This window comes from Vibrio sp. R10-SG3-ISO10 (assembly GCF_059834185.1).
This window is the reverse complement of sequence record NZ_JCBDHG010000022.1, coordinates 837,506-855,007: the sequence shown is the minus strand read 5'-3', so window position 1 is coordinate 855,007 and position 17,502 is coordinate 837,506. Positions and strand designations below refer to the sequence as shown.

The 17,502-nt window shown below is 44.2% G+C and carries 23 protein-coding genes and 1 riboswitch; of the genes, 13 read left to right on the top strand and 10 right to left on the bottom strand.

Going from position 1 to position 17,502, the window contains the following annotated elements; genetic code table 11:
- Window positions 1–26: 26 nt before the first annotated feature.
- Window positions 27–620, bottom strand: a complete 594-nt coding sequence (locus tag AC6R16_RS17440; protein WP_500675219.1) for a DUF1294 domain-containing protein — start codon at window positions 618–620, stop codon at window positions 27–29.
- Between the two features lie 204 nt (window positions 621–824).
- Between AC6R16_RS17440 and AC6R16_RS17435 the strand changes: the two genes are divergently transcribed.
- Both AC6R16_RS17435 and AC6R16_RS17430 read left to right on the top strand, forming a co-directional pair.
- Window positions 825–1,145: a hypothetical protein gene (locus tag AC6R16_RS17435; RefSeq protein WP_004748736.1), complete on the top strand. Its 321-nt coding sequence runs from the start codon at window positions 825–827 to the stop codon at window positions 1,143–1,145.
- A gap of 77 nt (window positions 1,146–1,222) precedes the next feature.
- On the top strand, window positions 1,223–1,909 hold the full coding sequence (locus AC6R16_RS17430; RefSeq protein ID WP_500640314.1) for a helix-turn-helix transcriptional regulator: 687 nt from the start codon (window positions 1,223–1,225) through the stop codon (window positions 1,907–1,909).
- Between the two features lie 9 nt (window positions 1,910–1,918).
- Here AC6R16_RS17430 and AC6R16_RS17425 read toward each other — a convergent pair whose 3' ends face one another.
- Together AC6R16_RS17425 and yjjG are read right to left on the bottom strand one after the other, a co-directional pair.
- Window positions 1,919–2,134, bottom strand: a complete 216-nt coding sequence (locus AC6R16_RS17425; protein ID WP_500640315.1) for a cold-shock protein — start codon at window positions 2,132–2,134, stop codon at window positions 1,919–1,921.
- 64 nt (window positions 2,135–2,198) lie between these two features.
- The gene (gene yjjG, locus AC6R16_RS17420) at window positions 2,199–2,873 is read right to left on the bottom strand and encodes a pyrimidine 5'-nucleotidase (RefSeq protein ID WP_500675218.1); all 675 of its coding nucleotides are present in this window, start codon (window positions 2,871–2,873) and stop codon (window positions 2,199–2,201) included.
- Window positions 2,874–2,969: 96 nt separating this feature from the next.
- Here yjjG and AC6R16_RS17415 point away from each other — a divergent pair, with 96 nt between their 5' ends.
- The 8 genes from AC6R16_RS17415 (at window position 2,970) to AC6R16_RS17380 (ending at window position 9,487) form a co-directional block, all read left to right on the top strand.
- On the top strand, window positions 2,970–3,887 hold the full coding sequence (locus AC6R16_RS17415; protein ID WP_500640317.1) for a LysR family transcriptional regulator: 918 nt from the start codon (window positions 2,970–2,972) through the stop codon (window positions 3,885–3,887).
- Window positions 3,888–4,022: 135 nt separating this feature from the next.
- The gene (locus AC6R16_RS17410) at window positions 4,023–4,157 is read left to right on the top strand and encodes a hypothetical protein (protein WP_272787406.1); all 135 of its coding nucleotides are present in this window, start codon (window positions 4,023–4,025) and stop codon (window positions 4,155–4,157) included.
- A gap of 69 nt (window positions 4,158–4,226) precedes the next feature.
- Window positions 4,227–4,877 (top strand): isoprenoid biosynthesis glyoxalase ElbB, encoded by a 651-nt coding sequence (gene elbB / locus AC6R16_RS17405; RefSeq protein WP_500675217.1) that lies wholly within the window; start codon window positions 4,227–4,229, stop codon window positions 4,875–4,877.
- A 290-nt stretch (window positions 4,878–5,167) separates the two neighbouring features.
- A complete protein-coding gene (gene yiaY / locus AC6R16_RS17400) occupies window positions 5,168–6,316 on the top strand; it encodes an L-threonine dehydrogenase (protein WP_500675216.1) in 1,149 nt (382 codons plus the stop codon).
- Window positions 6,317–6,417: 101 nt separating this feature from the next.
- A complete protein-coding gene (locus tag AC6R16_RS17395) occupies window positions 6,418–7,149 on the top strand; it encodes a dienelactone hydrolase family protein (RefSeq protein ID WP_500675215.1) in 732 nt (243 codons plus the stop codon).
- Window positions 7,150–7,474: 325 nt separating this feature from the next.
- Window positions 7,475–7,834, top strand: a complete 360-nt coding sequence (locus tag AC6R16_RS17390) for a YciI family protein (protein ID WP_239852875.1) — start codon at window positions 7,475–7,477, stop codon at window positions 7,832–7,834.
- A 3-nt stretch (window positions 7,835–7,837) separates the two neighbouring features.
- Window positions 7,838–9,079, top strand: coding sequence for an RNA polymerase sigma factor (locus tag AC6R16_RS17385; RefSeq protein ID WP_500675214.1), 1,242 nt, complete (start codon window positions 7,838–7,840; stop codon window positions 9,077–9,079).
- 69 nt (window positions 9,080–9,148) lie between these two features.
- Window positions 9,149–9,487: a cytosolic protein gene (locus tag AC6R16_RS17380; RefSeq protein ID WP_500675213.1), complete on the top strand. Its 339-nt coding sequence runs from the start codon at window positions 9,149–9,151 to the stop codon at window positions 9,485–9,487.
- A 142-nt stretch (window positions 9,488–9,629) separates the two neighbouring features.
- On the opposite strand, the gene AC6R16_RS17375 is transcribed toward AC6R16_RS17380, so the two are convergent.
- The 4 genes from AC6R16_RS17375 to AC6R16_RS17360 all read right to left on the bottom strand — a co-directional run bounded on the left by AC6R16_RS17375 (window position 9,630) and on the right by AC6R16_RS17360 (window position 11,261).
- Window positions 9,630–9,872, bottom strand: coding sequence for a hypothetical protein (locus AC6R16_RS17375; protein ID WP_500640329.1), 243 nt, complete (start codon window positions 9,870–9,872; stop codon window positions 9,630–9,632).
- Window positions 9,873–9,913: 41 nt separating this feature from the next.
- Entirely contained in the window at window positions 9,914–10,129 is a 216-nt protein-coding gene (locus AC6R16_RS17370) for a DUF3820 family protein (RefSeq protein WP_004748751.1), read from the bottom strand.
- A 12-nt stretch (window positions 10,130–10,141) separates the two neighbouring features.
- A complete protein-coding gene (locus AC6R16_RS17365) occupies window positions 10,142–10,813 on the bottom strand; it encodes a DUF3313 domain-containing protein (protein WP_500675212.1) in 672 nt (223 codons plus the stop codon).
- 94 nt (window positions 10,814–10,907) lie between these two features.
- A complete protein-coding gene (locus AC6R16_RS17360) occupies window positions 10,908–11,261 on the bottom strand; it encodes a helix-turn-helix domain-containing protein (protein WP_069668320.1) in 354 nt (117 codons plus the stop codon).
- Window positions 11,262–11,633: 372 nt separating this feature from the next.
- Window positions 11,634–11,721: riboswitch (cyclic di-GMP riboswitch) on the top strand.
- Window positions 11,722–11,792: 71 nt separating this feature from the next.
- Here AC6R16_RS17360 and gbpA point away from each other — a divergent pair.
- Entirely contained in the window at window positions 11,793–13,250 is a 1,458-nt protein-coding gene (gene gbpA / locus AC6R16_RS17355; RefSeq protein ID WP_500675362.1) for an N-acetylglucosamine-binding protein GbpA, read from the top strand.
- A gap of 57 nt (window positions 13,251–13,307) precedes the next feature.
- Here the strand turns inward: gbpA and AC6R16_RS17350 are convergent, their stop codons facing one another.
- Both AC6R16_RS17350 and AC6R16_RS17345 read right to left on the bottom strand, forming a co-directional pair.
- Window positions 13,308–14,474, bottom strand: coding sequence for a serine hydrolase (locus AC6R16_RS17350; protein ID WP_500675211.1), 1,167 nt, complete (start codon window positions 14,472–14,474; stop codon window positions 13,308–13,310).
- A 194-nt stretch (window positions 14,475–14,668) separates the two neighbouring features.
- Window positions 14,669–15,034: an NADH:ubiquinone oxidoreductase gene (locus AC6R16_RS17345; protein WP_239824737.1), complete on the bottom strand. Its 366-nt coding sequence runs from the start codon at window positions 15,032–15,034 to the stop codon at window positions 14,669–14,671.
- A 469-nt stretch (window positions 15,035–15,503) separates the two neighbouring features.
- Between AC6R16_RS17345 and AC6R16_RS17340 the strand changes: the two genes are divergently transcribed.
- Window positions 15,504–16,667: a threonine/serine exporter family protein gene (locus tag AC6R16_RS17340; RefSeq protein ID WP_004749661.1), complete on the top strand. Its 1,164-nt coding sequence runs from the start codon at window positions 15,504–15,506 to the stop codon at window positions 16,665–16,667.
- Window positions 16,668–16,710: 43 nt separating this feature from the next.
- Here the strand turns inward: AC6R16_RS17340 and AC6R16_RS17335 are convergent, their stop codons facing one another.
- Window positions 16,711–16,923 (bottom strand): alternative ribosome-rescue factor A, encoded by a 213-nt coding sequence (locus tag AC6R16_RS17335; RefSeq protein ID WP_500640333.1) that lies wholly within the window; start codon window positions 16,921–16,923, stop codon window positions 16,711–16,713.
- 353 nt (window positions 16,924–17,276) lie between these two features.
- Between AC6R16_RS17335 and AC6R16_RS17330 the strand changes: the two genes are divergently transcribed.
- On the top strand, window positions 17,277–17,486 hold the full coding sequence (locus AC6R16_RS17330; protein ID WP_004745419.1) for a cold-shock protein: 210 nt from the start codon (window positions 17,277–17,279) through the stop codon (window positions 17,484–17,486).
- The last annotated feature ends 16 nt before the right edge of the window (window positions 17,487–17,502 follow it).

Below are 17,502 nucleotides of genomic sequence, written 5' to 3'. Positions count from 1 at the left end.
CCTTTTTCAATGTTTGAAGCTAAGCGCTACAACACTCTATATTGATACACAAATTCATGTAGCATCACTGCCCCTTCGTCAGTATTCAACCAACAATAGAACAAAATATTTAGCACTAACGTTGTCCAAAACAAAAACTTAAAACCAATATCATTGTACTTGTGATGCATAAATGACTGAGCAAATAAGGCGCCAATCCAACCACCCATTAAGTTGAGTACATGGAAGGTTATTTCCGGAACACGCCATGCCCCTGTTAACTTGGCATGTTTATCGAACGCATACACAGTGTAAGTAACAGTGCTAATAGCAAGGTAAAACATACAAGCAACCAAAGGAAAGTCGAGAAGCACGACGCTGCCAACTAAAGCACTACAAAACCAAATGGCAATCGCCAATGAAAAGTTAAATACAACGGGCCGTTGAATTTCGATCGCTCGCATCATGCCATTGCTGTCTGCCCCCAACCTAAACACCACTGGTTCACTGACACTTGGAATCTGTGATGCATTCGCTAAATCACTAATATGAAAACGAATCTGGGTATCTTGATTCTCTACCGCAATGTAACCGTATCCTTTGTTCTGATCCCACTGAGCGATCGTTCCTTGAATGGACATAGTTTTCCTCTTCCTAGCAACAACGTTAAATGTATTGATCGTTATAAACTTTCTTTAAATACCTATAGCACACATATTCTACCATGCGCATATTTTCGCTATTTTCTGACATTTTTTTGAAGTGAAACACTCCTGACAGGTTCTGACACACCACTCTCATATTCTTAATTCGAGCCTAAACAACACAAAACAAGGAATTAAACTATGAAAAGTGTCATCGAAATCGTTCGTTTCAAATTACTAGAAAATGCAACTTCAGAGCAGCTCGTTTCGGCTAGTGAACAGAGTCAGAAATTTGTATCGTCGTTAAACGGTTTTGAATATCGTTCGCTAAGCTTTGACCAAGATTCAGGCACTTGGACGGACGTGGTCTACTGGGATTCGATGGATAACGCAAAAGCGGCTGGTGAGCAATTTATGGCTAGTGAGGATTGTAAACCGCTGATGGCTTTAATTGACCCAGAGTCTGTCATCATGCAACATCAGACAATTATGATGAGTGACCTAGCCGCTAAATACCAATAGCAACGAGTCATTAGTTGGGGTGCCTGAGCGGCCCCCAACTTTCCTTTGTTCTACAACTTCTAATGTTAGGAAGACAAGTGAGTAAATCAGAACGGCTTTTTGAACTTCTAACTCTATTGCGCTCAAAGCGTTATGCTGTCACGGCTTCCCACCTTGCCGAGCAAATGGAAGTGAGCGAAAGAACCATCTACAGAGATATCCAATCATTACTCAACTCCGGCGTTCCGATACAAGGAGAAGCCGGTGTTGGCTATTTACTGCATGCTGATTCTCATCTGCCGCCTTTGATGTTCACTGATCAAGAAATGATAGCACTAGAGCTAGGTATGCGAATGGTGCGAGCTTGGTCTGACGATGAACTCGCCACCGCATCAAAATCGGCCTCAACCAAGATACTCTCTGTCCTTCCCGATCGGCTCAAGAAACAGATTGAGAGCTTTCCGATATTCGTGCCGGAAATTCACACGTCTACAAAAGATGCGACGCGCAGTAAAATGCTCCGACATGCTACTGATGCCAAGTTAAAGATCGAAATTGATTACAGTGACCAAAAAGGCAATAAAACCGTGCGAAAGCTCCAGCCTCTCGGGCAGATATTTTGGGGGAAAATTTGGACGTTGGTGGCTTGGTGTGAGTTAAGAGACGACTATCGCCATTTTCGAATTGACCGCATAGACAAGCTCAATATCCTTGATGAAGTATTCGAGACTTCAGCAGAGAAATGCCTCGAATACTATATTAGACAACACGCTCCGGATGCTTAGACAACGGGATTATTTCATTAACGTTGGAGAGATATTCAGAGCTAGCCGACAACCATTGAGGTCCGATTCCACATCAAACTCGACCAACTCATTCACATGAGGCTCGATAGATGAAACTGCTATATCCCTTACGTGGAAAAACACTTTATCATCCTCGTTTTCTTGCTTGATAAATCCGTAACCATGACCTTCGTCTAAATCGACAATTTTTCCCAATACCGACATCTTCGCATCCCCTAATACAAACTTTAGTACTACATACTAGGGTTTTACGCTTTCGGATCACTCACTAAGCAATCAATATCTCTTTTAATTGATGCAATGAGCTTACCGTGTAGTGAGGCGAAATCGAATGATCTTGTTCCATACCGCTGCTATTAAGCCAACATGTTTCAATACCAAAGTTAAGACCACCCAAAATATCGGAATGCTGGTTATCCCCCACCATCAACACCTTACTTTTACAAGGCATGCCCATTTTCTCTAGTGCGTGACTGAAAATCGCCGTATCGGGTTTCGCTACTCCGACTTCTTCGGAAATGATGACATGTTCAAAGTACTGGGTCATCCCGGTTTTTTCGAGTCTGATCGCCTGAAGATCGGTAAAACCATTAGTGATAATGCCCATTTTCGCTTTGCCATATATCGCTTCCATCAGCTCTTTCGCTCCAGGTAGAACCGTGCAGATATCCGCCATGGCTTCAAGGAATGAAGAGTTTAATTCTGAGGTTGTCGTTTCTAGCTTATCTGCCCATTCTTTGAATCGAGTATGCTTTAATTCGTGCGCGGTAATTGCGCCATTTTGATAATCTACCCACAGCGGTTTATTGACCTTCTGATAGTGTTCAAAGTCGCCTTGTGTGAAGTCTATACCTTTACGAGAGAACATTAGCTGCATCCCTTTAAAGGCATCAAAATGAAACAGGGTTTCGTCAGCATCAAATAAGATCCAATCGTACTTCATTATTATCTCCTCAAATTCTCGCCGCTAGTGTAAATTGTTTTCTTTTAGATGATAATACCCTCACAAAGAAACTTATTGTTTACTGGAGCTCAACCAATGCAAGCTTTTTCTGCGATTCCCATCTTTGTTTCAGTGGTTGAAAGTGGCAGTTTTTCTACCGCAGCCAGCAAACTTAATATCACCAAATCGGCGGTAAGTAAGCGAATTACCCAATTAGAAGATGAGCTAGGTATTCGACTCATTAACCGTACTACACGCAAACTTAGCCTAACCGAAGCGGGCCAGCGCTATTACGATTATGTTGTCCAATCGCTCTCACTGGCGCAACAAGGTATTGATGCGGTCACTGAGCTCCAAGGTAACCCAAGAGGCACGCTTAAAGTAACTGCGCCCATGTCATTTGGTGTACTACACATTGCCCCGCTCATTTCTGACTTTCTAGCTCTCTATCCAGATGTCGAAATTGACCTTAACCTAGAAGATCGCATGGTAGATCTTGTCGCTGAGAGATTTGATGTTGGGATTCGAATCGGCCACTTACCTCTTTCCAACTTGGTTGCAAAACGTCTAGCGCCGTGTAGAAGCGTCCTCTGCGCGGCACCCGGTTATTTATCTCAACACGGCTTACCAAGTAAACCAAGCGATCTCTCCAAGCACAGTTGTTTGCAATACAGCTATTATCGCGGTGGTTCTGAATGGTCCCTTCACTCAGCGGGAAACGAATTCAAAGTCATTCCTAAAGGTCGCTTGGTGGTCAACAATAGTGAAGCGATACGTCGAGCGGTGCTTGGAGGAAGTGGCATTGCAAACCTGCCCACCTTTATTGCAGGGAAAGATATTGCGGCAGGTAACTTACAAGTCGTGTTGTCAGACTACGCTTTACCGAGCCATGCCGTCTATGCAGTGTTCCCAGAGAAGAAACACATGCCTCTCAAGGTTAGAGCCTTTATTGATTTCATCAACCAACGATTGGGAACAGAAACACCCTATTGGGATGAAGGGTTACTACCTTAGAAAGCCAAATGTGACACTAAGCTCATAAATTTACATTGGTCGACTTTCTCAGTCAGTTAATGATGTAAGACAATTTTTAACGGCTGTCATCCGTTCAGAATAGCGATATACCTGCTGTTCTAGGAGACATTCGAAATGAAACGATTTTTCCCATCTAGTGTCATGCTTATCCCATTCGTCGTCAAAAACTATTCTGAAGAAGATCATGAGGATAGCCCAGAGTTAGAACGAGAATCTGAGCCAACTCCTGAACTTGAACTGGAAGAATGAGAGGCTCATCAGGTCACTAACGAGCAATTTTTACTACCCTATTAGCGCACGTTTATAAGGGAACATAAAATGAAAAAGATTGCAGTTATTCTCAGTGGCTCGGGGGTATTCGATGGTGCAGAAATTCACGAATCCGTGCTCGCTTTACACGCAGTAGAAAAGCAAGGTGCTTCATGGCATTGCTTTGCTCCTAATATTGATCAACTCCATGTCATTAATCATAAGACCGGAGAAGAAATGGATGAGCGACGCAATGTTCTTGTCGAAGCGGCGCGTATTGCACGCGGCAATATTGAGGATGTCGCGAAGCTTAATGTTGAGGACTATGATGCTTTACTGGTACCTGGTGGGTTCGGTGCAGCAAAAAACCTGACTGATTTTGCCGTGAGTGGCGCTGAGTGCAGCATCAACACTCACGTTGCCTCAGCGTGTCGCGCCTTTGCTCAAGCCAACAAGCCCGCAGGTTACCTCTGTATTGCTCCGGCGATAATTCCTATGATTTACGATCAAGGAGTTAAAGGTACTATTGGTAACGACGAAGCAACCGCTGCCGCGTTTAACGCTTTAGGTGGTGAGCACGTCAAATGCTGCGTGGACGACGTTGTCGTAGATGAGCAAAATCTAGTGCTATCAACGCCTGCCTATATGCTGGCCGAGAATATTTCACAAGCGGCAAGTGGTATCGACAAGCTCGTTGAGCGCTTAGTAAAACTCGCATAGTTATCTTAAGTTATGGCCCCTATTCATGTTCTGTGGATAGGGGCTTTTTAGTTTTCATTAAGCAATATGAATCTTATTTAACCCCAATTGCTGTTGAGAAAACGATTGCGCTAACCCACTAATATTTAACAAGTTTATATACGATAAATATGCAACTAGATTGACTTCACATTTTGCAGCCAAATCTACCCCTTTTGGGTGAGTTAATTGTCTAAGATCAAGATTTTTGATGGGATAGTTATGCGAGTCTAAATGCAGTTTTTAAATCTATAAGAATATGGAGCAATCCAATGACAAGTGCATTTTTCATCCCTACAGTAAACCTAATGGGCGCAGGCTGCCTAAAAGATGCTGCTGATAGCATCCAATCTCAAGGCTTCAAAAAAGGTCTTATCGTTACAGACAAAATTCTTAGCCAAATTGGCATGGTTAAGCAAGTACAAGACATGCTGTCTGAGCGTGATGTTGAGACTGTAGTATTTGATGGCACTCAACCAAACCCAACAATCAGCAACGTAAATGATGGTTTATCACTACTTGCCGACAACGAGTGTGACTTTGTCATTTCTCTAGGCGGCGGCTCTCCACACGACTGTGCTAAAGGTATCGCTTTGGTCGCTTCAAATGGCGGAAAAATCGGTGACTACGAAGGCGTTGACCAATCAGCGAAGCCAATGCTACCACTTATCGCAATCAACACTACCGCGGGTACTGCATCTGAAATGACCCGCTTCTGTATCATTACAGACGAAGAGCGCCACATTAAGATGGCTATTGTTGATAAGCACACAACGCCACTGATTTCGGTTAATGATCCTGAACTGATGCTGGCTAAACCCGCTTCACTCACTGCCGCAACAGGTATGGACGCATTGACTCACGCTGTAGAAGCCTATGTGTCAATCGCAGCTACGCCTATCACTGACGCGGTAGCGATTAAAGCAATCGAGCTAATTCAAGCACACCTACGTAAAGCCGTAGAAAATGGTGACGACATCGAAGCTCGCGAGCAGATGGCATATGCCCAGTTCATGGCAGGTATGGCATTTAACAACGCTTCTCTGGGTTATGTTCACGCAATGGCGCACCAGTTAGGCGGATTCTACGACCTACCACATGGTGTATGTAACGCGATTCTTCTTCCACACGTTCAACGCTACAACGCGCAGGTTTGCCCTGAACGTCTACGCGACGTAGCGAAAGCAATGGGCGTTGAAGTAGAAGGATTGAGCGCTGAGCAAGGAGCTGAAGCCGCTATCAATGCCATTGTGGCACTTGCAAAAGATGTGGGTATTCCAGCAGGTATCCAAGAGTTAGGTGCAAAATCTGAAGACATTCCAGTACTAGCCGATAATGCCCTAAAAGACGCATGTGGCTTTACTAACCCTAAACAAGCAACACATGAAGAGATCTCAGCGATTTTTGAAGCTGCGATGTAATTCCACTTTTTTCCTTACAGATCAAGCCTCCTTCGGGAGGCTTTTTTGTACCCTATAAGTTCTAATTGCGTACTACACTTCTACGACAACGGAGGTGTTCTATGAAATCAATAATTGGGCTTATTCTTCTTTTATTATCCTCGCTCGTTCAGGCAGGTGAAAGCAAAATTTACAATGTAAAAGGTAGTGACTACGAGGGCTACTGGGCTAAAGTGAGTGATAGCGCTCCTCTAGTTCTGCTTATCCACGATTGGGATGGACTTACCGACTACGAAATGAAAAGAGCACAAATGCTCAATGAGATGGGCTATAACGTTTTTGCTGCTGACCTATTTGGCAAAGGTGTCCGTCCAACGGAAGTGAAAGATAAAAAACAACACACCGGAGAACTCTATAAAGATCGAGAGAAGCTTCGTGCATTAATGCAAGGTAGTCTGGATTTTGCGGCTTCCTTGGGAGGAAACGCAGAGAATGTCGTCGTGATGGGTTACTGCTTTGGTGGTGCCGCTGTCTTGGAATCTGCACGAGCAGGAATGAATGCCAAAGGGTTTGTTACCTTCCACGGTGGCCTCAGCACACCCGATGGGCAATCTTACTCACAAACTACTGCGCCTATTCTCGTACTTCACGGCACGGCTGATAGCGCAATTCCCATGTCCCAATTCGCCTCGTTAGCCGAACAGCTAGAAACGGCTAACGTAAAACACGAAATGATTACCTACAGCGGAGCCCCACACGCTTTTACGGTTTTTGGCAGCCCTAGGTATCGTGAAGATGCCGATCGTAAGTCTTGGGCAAGCTTTTCCAACTTCTTAACCGCCACCACCCAGTAGATTTGTACCAAAATAAGCCGACGTTACTGTCGGCTTTTTATCCTCAACCATTTTTCAGTGACTAAACCACGCGATCGATTCCTGCAAATTTTAACGCTAAACATCACTTGAAAAGATATCTGAGCGCTTCATAAATATTCCCTTCTCTACCCTGTCAATCAAACACTTAAACGACACCTAGCACAAATCTCACCATTGATAGCTATTTAGTCTACGTTCTAATGTACATTCATTCACAGAGTTAAAATAATTTTAAGTTCGTGTCGAAAATGGCGAAGCGAAAACGTCCTTGAGTAGGGAACAACAAACCAGAAGGAAAATTAAGATGAAATATATGCTTTTGCTTTATGCTGCACCAGATAAAGAGCCAGCATTTGGTACTCCTGAATTTGACAAGATGATGGAAGATTTTGCCCTTACCTCAGAGACGTTCGAAAAAGATGGCGTACTTGTTGGTGGCGAAGGATTGGAGGGGGTAGAAACTGCAACTTCATTGAGAATCCACTCCGGTAAGGTAGAAACCATGGACGGTCCCTTTGCAGAAACACGTGAAAACTTGGGGGGATACTATATCGTTGACGTGCCCGACTTGGACGCCGCATTGAAATGCGCAGAAATCATTCCCGTCGCTAAGTTCGGCACCATCGAGGTTCGTCCATTGCTGAACTATAGTGAAGCAGATTAACGTATGAATAACGCCTCTTCAAAAGCAATCACTGTCAGTCGTATTATTCATGAGCTCTTGCATAAAGACAGAGGGCTGCTTTTGGCGGGGCTTATTTCACGCCTTAATGATTTTCAATTAGCCGAGGATGCCCTACAGGAAGCAACAATATCGGCCTTGAAACACTGGACTCGATCCGGGCCGCCCCATAACCCTAAGGCTTGGCTAATGAGAGTCGGCTTAAATAAGGGAATAGACCAGATTCGTCGGGTGCAACGAGAGCAACGTAAAACGGTGGATCTAGCTGACCATTTTACCGCAGACTTAGAGTATGACGTTCATGAAGCCATTCCGGACGAACGTTTACAGCTCATCTTTACCTGCTGTCATCCAGCCTTGGAAGAAAAGTCACGTATCGCGTTGACCCTACGTACAGTTTGCAATTTAACGACCAAGGAAATCGCCGCCGCTTTCCTAGATAACGAAAAAGCCATGGGGCAGCGACTGTATCGCGCAAAAGCGTCACTTAAAGCCAAAGGCATTCCGTTCTCGACCCCAGATGAAGACAAATGGGATGACAGATTGGAAACGGTGCTTAAAACCATCTATTTGATATTCACCACTGGCTATGTAACAGAAGACGAGAGCCCCCGTTCCCTATGCCAAGAAGGCATCTTTTTAGCCAGACTTTTGATGACACTACGACCCAATGAACCAGAAGTAGAAGGTATATTGGCATTAATGCTACTTACTGATGCAAGAAGCACAGCTCGAATCAATGTTAGTGGTGCCATAGTGCCTGTTGAAGAACAGGACAGCACATTATGGCTGCTAGACGATATTGATGAAGCTCAATGCATCCTTTCCAAGGCTATCGAAAAAAGGCGACCTGGCCCTTTTCAGATCAAGGCTGCTATTGCAGACTGCCATATGATGAAACCCAACCCTGATTGGATTCAGATGTCTTTGCTTTTTCAATCACTTTGGCGCTTCGAACCTACTCCAGTTGTCGCCTTAAACTGGGCAGTAGTGTTTGCAGAAACAGAGCGTGCAGAACTTGCACTTAAAAGGTTGGACGAGATAAAAGAAGACCTTAAAGATTACCAACCTTGGTACGCGGCACGAGCGCATATTCTCAGAAAACTAGGTAACAAATCAGAAGCTTGCACTTTTTATAAACTAGCCATAGAAAAGTCGCCAAGTACGGCGACCCGCGCTTTTTTAGAGTTGAAATTACGAGAGTTGACACAGGGTGACGCCGCTTAAACGTAACCCTCTATTGGGTTCTCCCATGATAGTGATACAATCTGCGCATCAGAATTACCGAGAAAACCTATGTTCATCCATCATGTTAACGGCATCGACTGGCTAGTGATTACCGCTTTTGAAGAGCTGAAACCTATATTTATCGAAGACGCTGGTTCGATCCCCTCTTGCTTCTCTATCACCAGTGAATTGAGTCTGATTGATCAAGCCAAGCGTACTTATGGATATTTGCCTTCACTCAATGGCATCATTACGGATACGGGCACATTTCAAAGCATGAACATCGAAGAAGATCTAAACCCTCAGCTTGCCTGCATCGTTGAGGGTCGCGGCCGGGTGTTTATCTATCACGGTGGCTATGTGGCGTTTGTGGATGACGAGCAAACCTTTATTACCCGAATGGGCTAACAGTTGTTCTGTAAGTTGAAATCGACGAATAGCCCGAGCAAGGAATAAAGTAAAAAGAGTCAGCCTTTCGGTCTGACTCTTTTTATAAGACAGGAGCTATCTTGAGGGAGTTTAAGGATGCAACATTAGCTTCTTTCGCTGATTAGATGGCCTGATGACCACTCTTTTTCGCAAACTTTTGCATCGCCTCGGCAAACGTGGTTGTTCTGCCTTTAGCCTCAACCTGCACTACCTTGTATCCCATCTTTTCTAACGTTCGGCGCTCTGCCAAAACGGCTTTGTCATCTTGCTGACTACCTTGAGCAGGCTGATGAATGTAACAACCCTCTAGTTGACCGTCTTCGACCAGTTGGTGATGTCTCAGTGCATCGATATCAAAATTCATAGTACATCTTTAAATTAAATATAGGGAGCGATTGTGGAAGGTTACATGCGCTTTAAGGGCTTAACCACGCTATCTAATCCTTCGATCTTTAGCGCTAAGCATAGCTTGAGGAGATCGCCTAGCTCCCCATTCGGAAAGCCCTTTTTATCAAACCAAAGTAAGTACTCTTCTGGTAAGTCGATAAGCACGCGACCAGCGTACTTACCAAACGGCATTTGCATTCGTGCAAGTTTAATTAGATTTTCTTTTTCAAGCATTGCTAAGGTTTTCTATGGCTGTTCCCAGCCTTGTAGAGTAACACCTAATCGCTCTACCCAATAGTTAATCGCGTCTTTCGCATCATCAAGCGAGTCAATCATCGTAGAAAAGTCTTTGTTTCCTGCCTCTCTGTCAATGGCGGCAAACAGTGGTGTACCGTCTTGCGCATCACTAACAAGCAACTCAACACTCGCACTACCCACATTGGTATGCTCACCAGTGGTGACTTTGGAAATAGTTGAGATGGCTAAACCAAATGGCAGTACGCTGCTCGTAACCGCCAGTACTGGATTAGGGGTTTCAACATTACTTAATGCGATACTCAGGCGAAGCGTCTTCCCTGTCGGCTCTGAGACAACTTGTTTATGAAGGGAGATTTTCTCGGTCAGACGGGCGACCATGTAATCAGTCAGCTCTTGGGTTTCTTCTTTATCTAGCGTGCTTTCGTCTGTAACCACAAACACTTGGTCAATCACTACCGAATCGTACTCATCAAGCTTTTCGCTTAATCGTTTTGCGTCTCTTAGACCAATGCGGGCCCATACTAAATCGACACCGCCTTCCGGGCCAGCTCGAAAGTCTTCATAACTGGTAAATTTAGTGGCGCGTTGAACAGGCCCACCGGCACATCCTACAACGAATGCGCTCACTACGATTAAAAGCAAGACTTTGAAAGGTTTCATGTACAGCACTCTAGTTTAAAATGACAACCAGAATGCTATACCATATGATATTTAGATGTCCAACGCTATTCTATTCAAGTTGGCTATATTGGGATCATGAAGGATGCACTGTGTGCGCGTATTCCACGATCACTTGATTGCCTTCAATGTAGGCATTTTGAATTTCACCATCGACACTCATGCGACTTTGCAGATACACCACCTTTGGTCCATGCTCATTGGTTTCTTTTAGGCTTGGAACCACATTTTTGGGCTCTAAATGAAGAAGTCGACAAAAATGGCTCACGAAAGACATAGTAAGCGGTGTCTCACCTCTTAATACGCGAGAAAAGCTGAGCTGATTCATCCCAAGCTTTTTGGCAAATTCCATCTGAGTGAGTCGCATTTTCGATTTTTTCGACATCCAGATTTGGTAGAGCGCCTCTCTATCTTTGTCGGTAAATTCCATCGTGATTCCTTGTATAACATTTTGGGGTGGATTGTCGTTGTTTTGGTACTTAACGTTGTCAGAGCTTGGTAAGTGAAAGTCAAAGCTTTGTCTGCTAGGCGTCAGTCAAACGAAGCACAAGTCAAAATCAAACCACCCAAACACATTCACAAAACACATCAATCAACCCATTTAATTAATCAATTTCAATAAGTTAACAGTTTAATCAATATGTAATTAGCAAGTTAATTTGCGACAAGAAATCCAGTTCGGGATTGTCATTCCACATTTTCATTTTAGGCTTAGCTTTTCTGGATCGCGTTAGCTACATTTCGCCTGCTTATACAAAACTCAGTACTTTGTAATTTAACAATATAGTGAGGCAAGTATAGGCTGCACTTCAGGCAAACTATCCGAAAGGTTAGGACGCAAAGCCACCGGTCTGTCGACATCTTATGTCTATGATAGCGGGGTTGCCATTTAGCGAGTCTCGCTAGATGTTTCGCGTGCCGGAGTGTCATCTTTTTTGTTATCCATAGATAAGGACAAATGATGAACAAACTCCCAAACAAATCACTCATTGCGTTAGCTCTACTTAGTGTGAGCGGTGCTAGCTTCGGCCATGGGTACGTTTCAGCGTACGAAAATGGTGTTGCTGAAGGCCGTGCAGCACTTTGTAAATTCCCAACCAGTGACACAAACGAAAAGAACACCAACTGTGGTGCTATTCAATATGAACCGCAAAGCGTAGAAGGGCCAGACGGCTTCCCTGAAACAGGCCCACGCGATGGTAAAATTGCCAGCGCTGAAACCTCGCTAGCAGCGGCGTTGGATGAGCAAACCGCTGACCGGTGGGTTAAACGACCTATCAAATCGGGCTCTCAGTACTTTGAGTGGACTTTCACTGCCAATCACGTCACTAAAGACTGGAAATATTACATCACCAAAGCGGATTGGAACCCTAATCAGCCCCTCGCTCGCAGTTCATTTGACCTCACGCCTTTCTGCGTTGTCGATGGGGGAATGGTTCAGCCGCCAAAACGTGTTAGCCACCTTTGTAACGTTCCTGAGCGAGAAGGTTACCAAGTGGTCCTTGCAGTTTGGGATGTAGGCGATACGGCAGCCTCATTCTACAATGTTATCGACGTGAAATTCGATGGTGATGGCCCAGTGATTCCTGATTGGAGTCAAGGCGGTCAGATCAACCCTACGCTCGATCTGAGTGTTGGCGATACAGTTTATACCCGTGTGTTTGACAGCAGCGGTGAGAACTCGTCTTACAGCACAGAACTCGTAATTCAAAACAGCGAACAAGGTAAAGCAAACAACTGGTCTTATGCTCTAGCGAGTAAGATTAACCAAGAGCAAAGCCAAATTCGTGCCGGACAGCTTAATGACCAAGGCGAATTTACCCCTGTTTATGGAACCAACCCAGTCTACCTAAAAGCAGGATCAGGACTAAACAGCGTTGAAATCGGCTATAAATTTGAAACACCAGAGCCAGAATACGACCTTGATGTTGTAGGGCTTCAGTCAGAGTACGTAATTGGCGAGTCGCCGACAGAGCTTGACCTGACACTAACCGCCACAGGCGACTTAACGGCTGAGTTAACTGTCTACAACCACCATCGCGAACCATTAGCTTCATACTCGAAGGAGCTGAAAGACGGTGAAGTTGAAAGCACCACGATGACTCTATCTAAGTCTGAGCTAGGGCATCATATGCTAGTAGTGGTTACCAAAGACGACCAAGGTAAAGTGATTGACCAAAATACGCTAGATTTCCACCTAGTAGAAGATCAAACGCCACCACCTGGTGACTACGACTTTGTCTTCCCACAAGGCTTAGAAAGCTACACTGCAGGAACTAAAGTCTTAGCCAGTGATGGCGCGGTTTATCAGTGTAAAGAGTTCCCATACTCAGGTTACTGTGTACAGTGGTCACCATCGGCGACGCAGTACGAACCAGGAGTTGGCTCTCACTGGCAATCAGCTTGGAACAAGCTGTAAGTCGTTGATATAAAAAAGAGGATGCCTAGTGCATCCTCTTGTTTATTTTAGGTATGGTTAAAACCAACCTGAGATTAGGCGTTTAAACCAATCAAACAACTTCTTGAACAGTCCGCCCTCTTCAACATCTTGCTGAGCAACCAATGTTGCGCTTGCGACCTCTTCGCCATCAATACTGTAGATCACCTGCCCGACAGCATCTCCCTGACTGATTGACGCCACCAACTCGCCATTGTATTCAATCTCTGCTTTAAGCTTGCTCGCATCACCTTTTGGTAGGGTAATCAATACTTGTTTATCGACGCCAACAGGGACGAGCTCTTCACTACCCATCCACACTTTTGCGTTGGCTAATGTATCTGTCACTTTAGATGGAGACACGGTATCAAAGAACCTGAACCCATAGCTTAGCAATTGTTTGCTTTCTGACTCGCGGCTTTTCGTACTATTAGAGCCCATCACCACCGAAATCAGACGCATGTCACCACTGGTTGCCGATGTCGCCAAGCTGTAGCCTGCCCCACTTGTATAACCGGTTTTCATACCATCAACATTTAGGCTTCTATCTCTAAGCAGGCCATTGCGGTTGTACTGGGTAATGCCGTTGTAAGTGTAAGAAGTCTCACTGTACAGCGAATAGATGTCAGGCAAATCACGAATGATGGCTTGGCTAAGCAGAGCGATATCATGCGGTGTTGAATACAAGCCGTCGCTATCTAAGCCATGTGGATTAGTGTATCCAGTGTTCTCCAGACCAAGCTTTTGCGACCAGCTATTCATTAGGCTAACAAATGCGCCTTCACTGCCCGCTACATGTTCAGCAATAGCCACACTGGCATCATTACCGGATTGAACAATCAAACCACGGTACAAATCGATAAGTGGAACATCTGTCCCTACTTCGATAAACATTTTTGAAGAATCAGGGAAGTTCTTTGCCCAAGCTTTACGGCTAATGCGAACTTGATCGTCGAGAGAAATATTACCGCTTTTCACTTCTTGACCAGCAACGTATGCCGTCATTAGCTTGGTTAAGCTCGCTGGGTTAAGCTTCTTGTCCGCATTTTTCTGCACCAACACGGCACCAGTATGGTAATCGATCAAGATATACCCTTTAGCACCTAATGTCGGAGGATCCGGGATAATGGTAGGTGCGGCAAATGCACCAAATGAAAGAGAAAATGTCGAAAGAAGCGCGGTGAATTTTAGAAAACGCGTGGTCATGATATGCGACGTCTCACTTTAAATGATTGAGTAACGACCTCAGTATAGACAACCTTGCAATAGAATCAGCAGCTTTGACATCAATCGTTACTATTCAGTAGGAATTTTGGTAAATATTTACCTAGATGACGGAATTAGATACAAAAAACCAGCGCCGAAACGCTGGTTTTGTAATCTTTTGGCTTAGTTTTCTATTAAGCGGCTTTTAGCTCTTCGCGGGCTTTCTTTCTTGCCATTAGCTTCTCGCGGTAAACAAACCAAACATAGCTTGCGACAAGTGAGAAGAACAAGTACGAGAGTGAGAATACTAGTGGTGAGCTAATAAGGTCTTGCGAGATTCCCCAAGATACGCCCGCAACCGTCACTGCGATTTTAGAGAATAGACCACAAAGCAATAGCAGAAGTGCTAGCTGTGGGAAACGACTACTGCGGAATGCAAACCAGTAGCAGCTACCGACCGCAAGAGTAGAAACGTAAAGACCAAGCAAGAATGAATGAAGGTGATCTGCTGACGCGACACCCGCGGAAATCGACACCATGAAGATAATGAATAGTTTCATATTTTGCCTCGCTCTTAAAACTAGAAAAAGCTTCCTTTCATTTCTGCAAACTCATTTTGCGTATATTTTCGCCCATCTAGTTTTAAATTCAAGCAGTATTTTTGTCTATTTATTACACAGATTTCATAGACAAGCTATTTGTAAATAACTTGTTAAATATCTATTTAATAAGGATTCTTTGTATACTTACACTTAGGGTAATAACATAAAAGGTTAGCTTTTAAATGTTACAGACAAATAACAATTGTTACAGTTTAAATTATTTCGATATATGTGAATGAGAACACTAAATGTGCAGTCAAATTGACAAACTTATGAGTCCAAAAACTTAGTTTTCGAAAATCGACAAGATACAGGCATGAGGGATAACTTTTTTGTGTGAGCTTAACCACTGTTCACTGCATTGTGTCTCGTCTCATTAGAAGGGCTTTGGTACCTTTGCGTCACAGATTTATACGTATCACATACCATGCCTTCCCAGTACCGAATTAAGAAGATAGTCGAGATCGGCGATACCCTTCACCGCAGTGGCTGTGCGCCATACAAACTTGAGAAATACACTCAATTTTATGCTCGTAAACATGGGGTGGATGTTATGATCCAGGCAACCCCGACGACCGTTAACTATCAGTTTCCTGATGACAATAATGCGGTAGTGATGAAGCGCCACCAACCTGCATCAATTAACTTAAGTTTGCTTGCCAATACCATCATCAGAATCAACCAGCCAAGCAGCGAGCCCGTGCCAGAGCCTGTGGGTTACCCTAAGTGGGTCATTGCGCTGGCTAATATGGGCATCCCGCCTGCATACCTAATGCTCGTTGGCAGTACGCTAGATGCGGTTTTGTTCTCTGTCTTGTTAGGTTTTCTAGTTTGGGGCGCTCAACAGATTTGTAAAGCTCGCAGATCAATAGCCGTTGAGTTTATTGCTGCGCTTATCACTGGGATGCTAGTTGCTTGGTTCGCAAGCACAGGTGCTGCCGTCCCCGTTTGGGCTCTGTGTATTGCTGCCATTGTTCTCTTCGTCCCCGGACTTTCCATTGCAAACTCGCTAGAGTGTCTCGCGTTTAATGATCTGGTTTCAGGCACAAGTCTGTTGGGGCAAAGTGCGCTGACGCTTATCAAGCTGTTTGTCGGTATTGTTATGGGGCTCAATATTGGTGAAGCCGTTTGGGGGCAAGCAGCATCCATTGATTACACTAATGAAGTACCGACTTGGCTGCATATTTCCGGTTTGTTCCTAATCTCAATCTCACTTGGCATCATCTTCAATGCACGCCCTACCGATATATTGCTTGGTTTGCCTGTTGCAGCTCTGGGCATGTGGGGGCCATTTTATCTAGGCTTTGAGAGTGGTTGGGTTGTGGGTACTTGGGTTACGACAGTTCTGATTACTTTGTATGGTACATGGGTGGCTAAAAAAATGGACCTCACCGGCTCGATATACATCGTACAAGGGATTATCATTCTAGTTCCAGGAAGCCGAGTTTTAGTTAGCGCAAGTCAATCGGTGTTTGAGCAGTCAGTGCTGCCTATACCGAGTATTGGCCTTTCCGCACTGTTTATGTTCTCAGCCATCGTCGCAGGCCAAATCACCGCATACTCTATCTATTCACCTAAGATAGAAAGGTAGTTTGTCGTCAGGTAATAAAAAAGCCCTATTCAAACTTCGCTTTTTAAGCGGCTTTTGAATAGGGCTCTTTGCCCTTGTGTTTCATGTTACGCTGATAACTCCCTTTGCCTTTTTTCGCTTTCTCTACCTTGGCTCTGTAGAGCTTACTGGTTACCATCGCTTTTAGGGCATTGTCTTTTACCTGCCCCCTACCCATCTCGACATCATGGATGAGGCTAACCTCTCCAATGTCACCTTTTGGTTTGCTCTTAGCCATGCGGCCTCCACAATAAATGATTAAATATTAGCCAGAGAATAGTAAAACGATACAATCTACTAGCCAAACGAATGTTACACTATTTATACGCTAATCAGTAATATTTTCGAAACTATACCTAGCGCAAATTTCTAGTGAAAACACGATATTAAACTGTACAAAGCTCCTTATTTTTATTGACTTAGTTGCACTTCGCTTTAGACTGGATCGCAGCTAGAAAACGGTTCTTGTTTAATTTCGCCGTTTCGTTGGATTACTTGAATATCTACCGCAACGTCGTACGCAATAGCAATCTCCTTTTCCACGCTATCGGTGCCGTATGGCTTTTACAAGGTTTATCAAGGATATACATTATGTCTAACACTGTTACTGGTACAGTTAAATGGTTCAACGAAACTAAAGGCTTTGGTTTCATCCAGCAAGAAAACGGCCCAGACGTTTTCGCACATTTCTCAGCAATCACTGGCGACGGTTTCCGTACTCTAGTTGAAGGCCAAAAAGTTGAGTTCGTAGTATCTCAAGGTCAAAAAGGCCCACAAGCTGAGCAAATTAAAGTACTTTAATTATCTAGTACTAAAG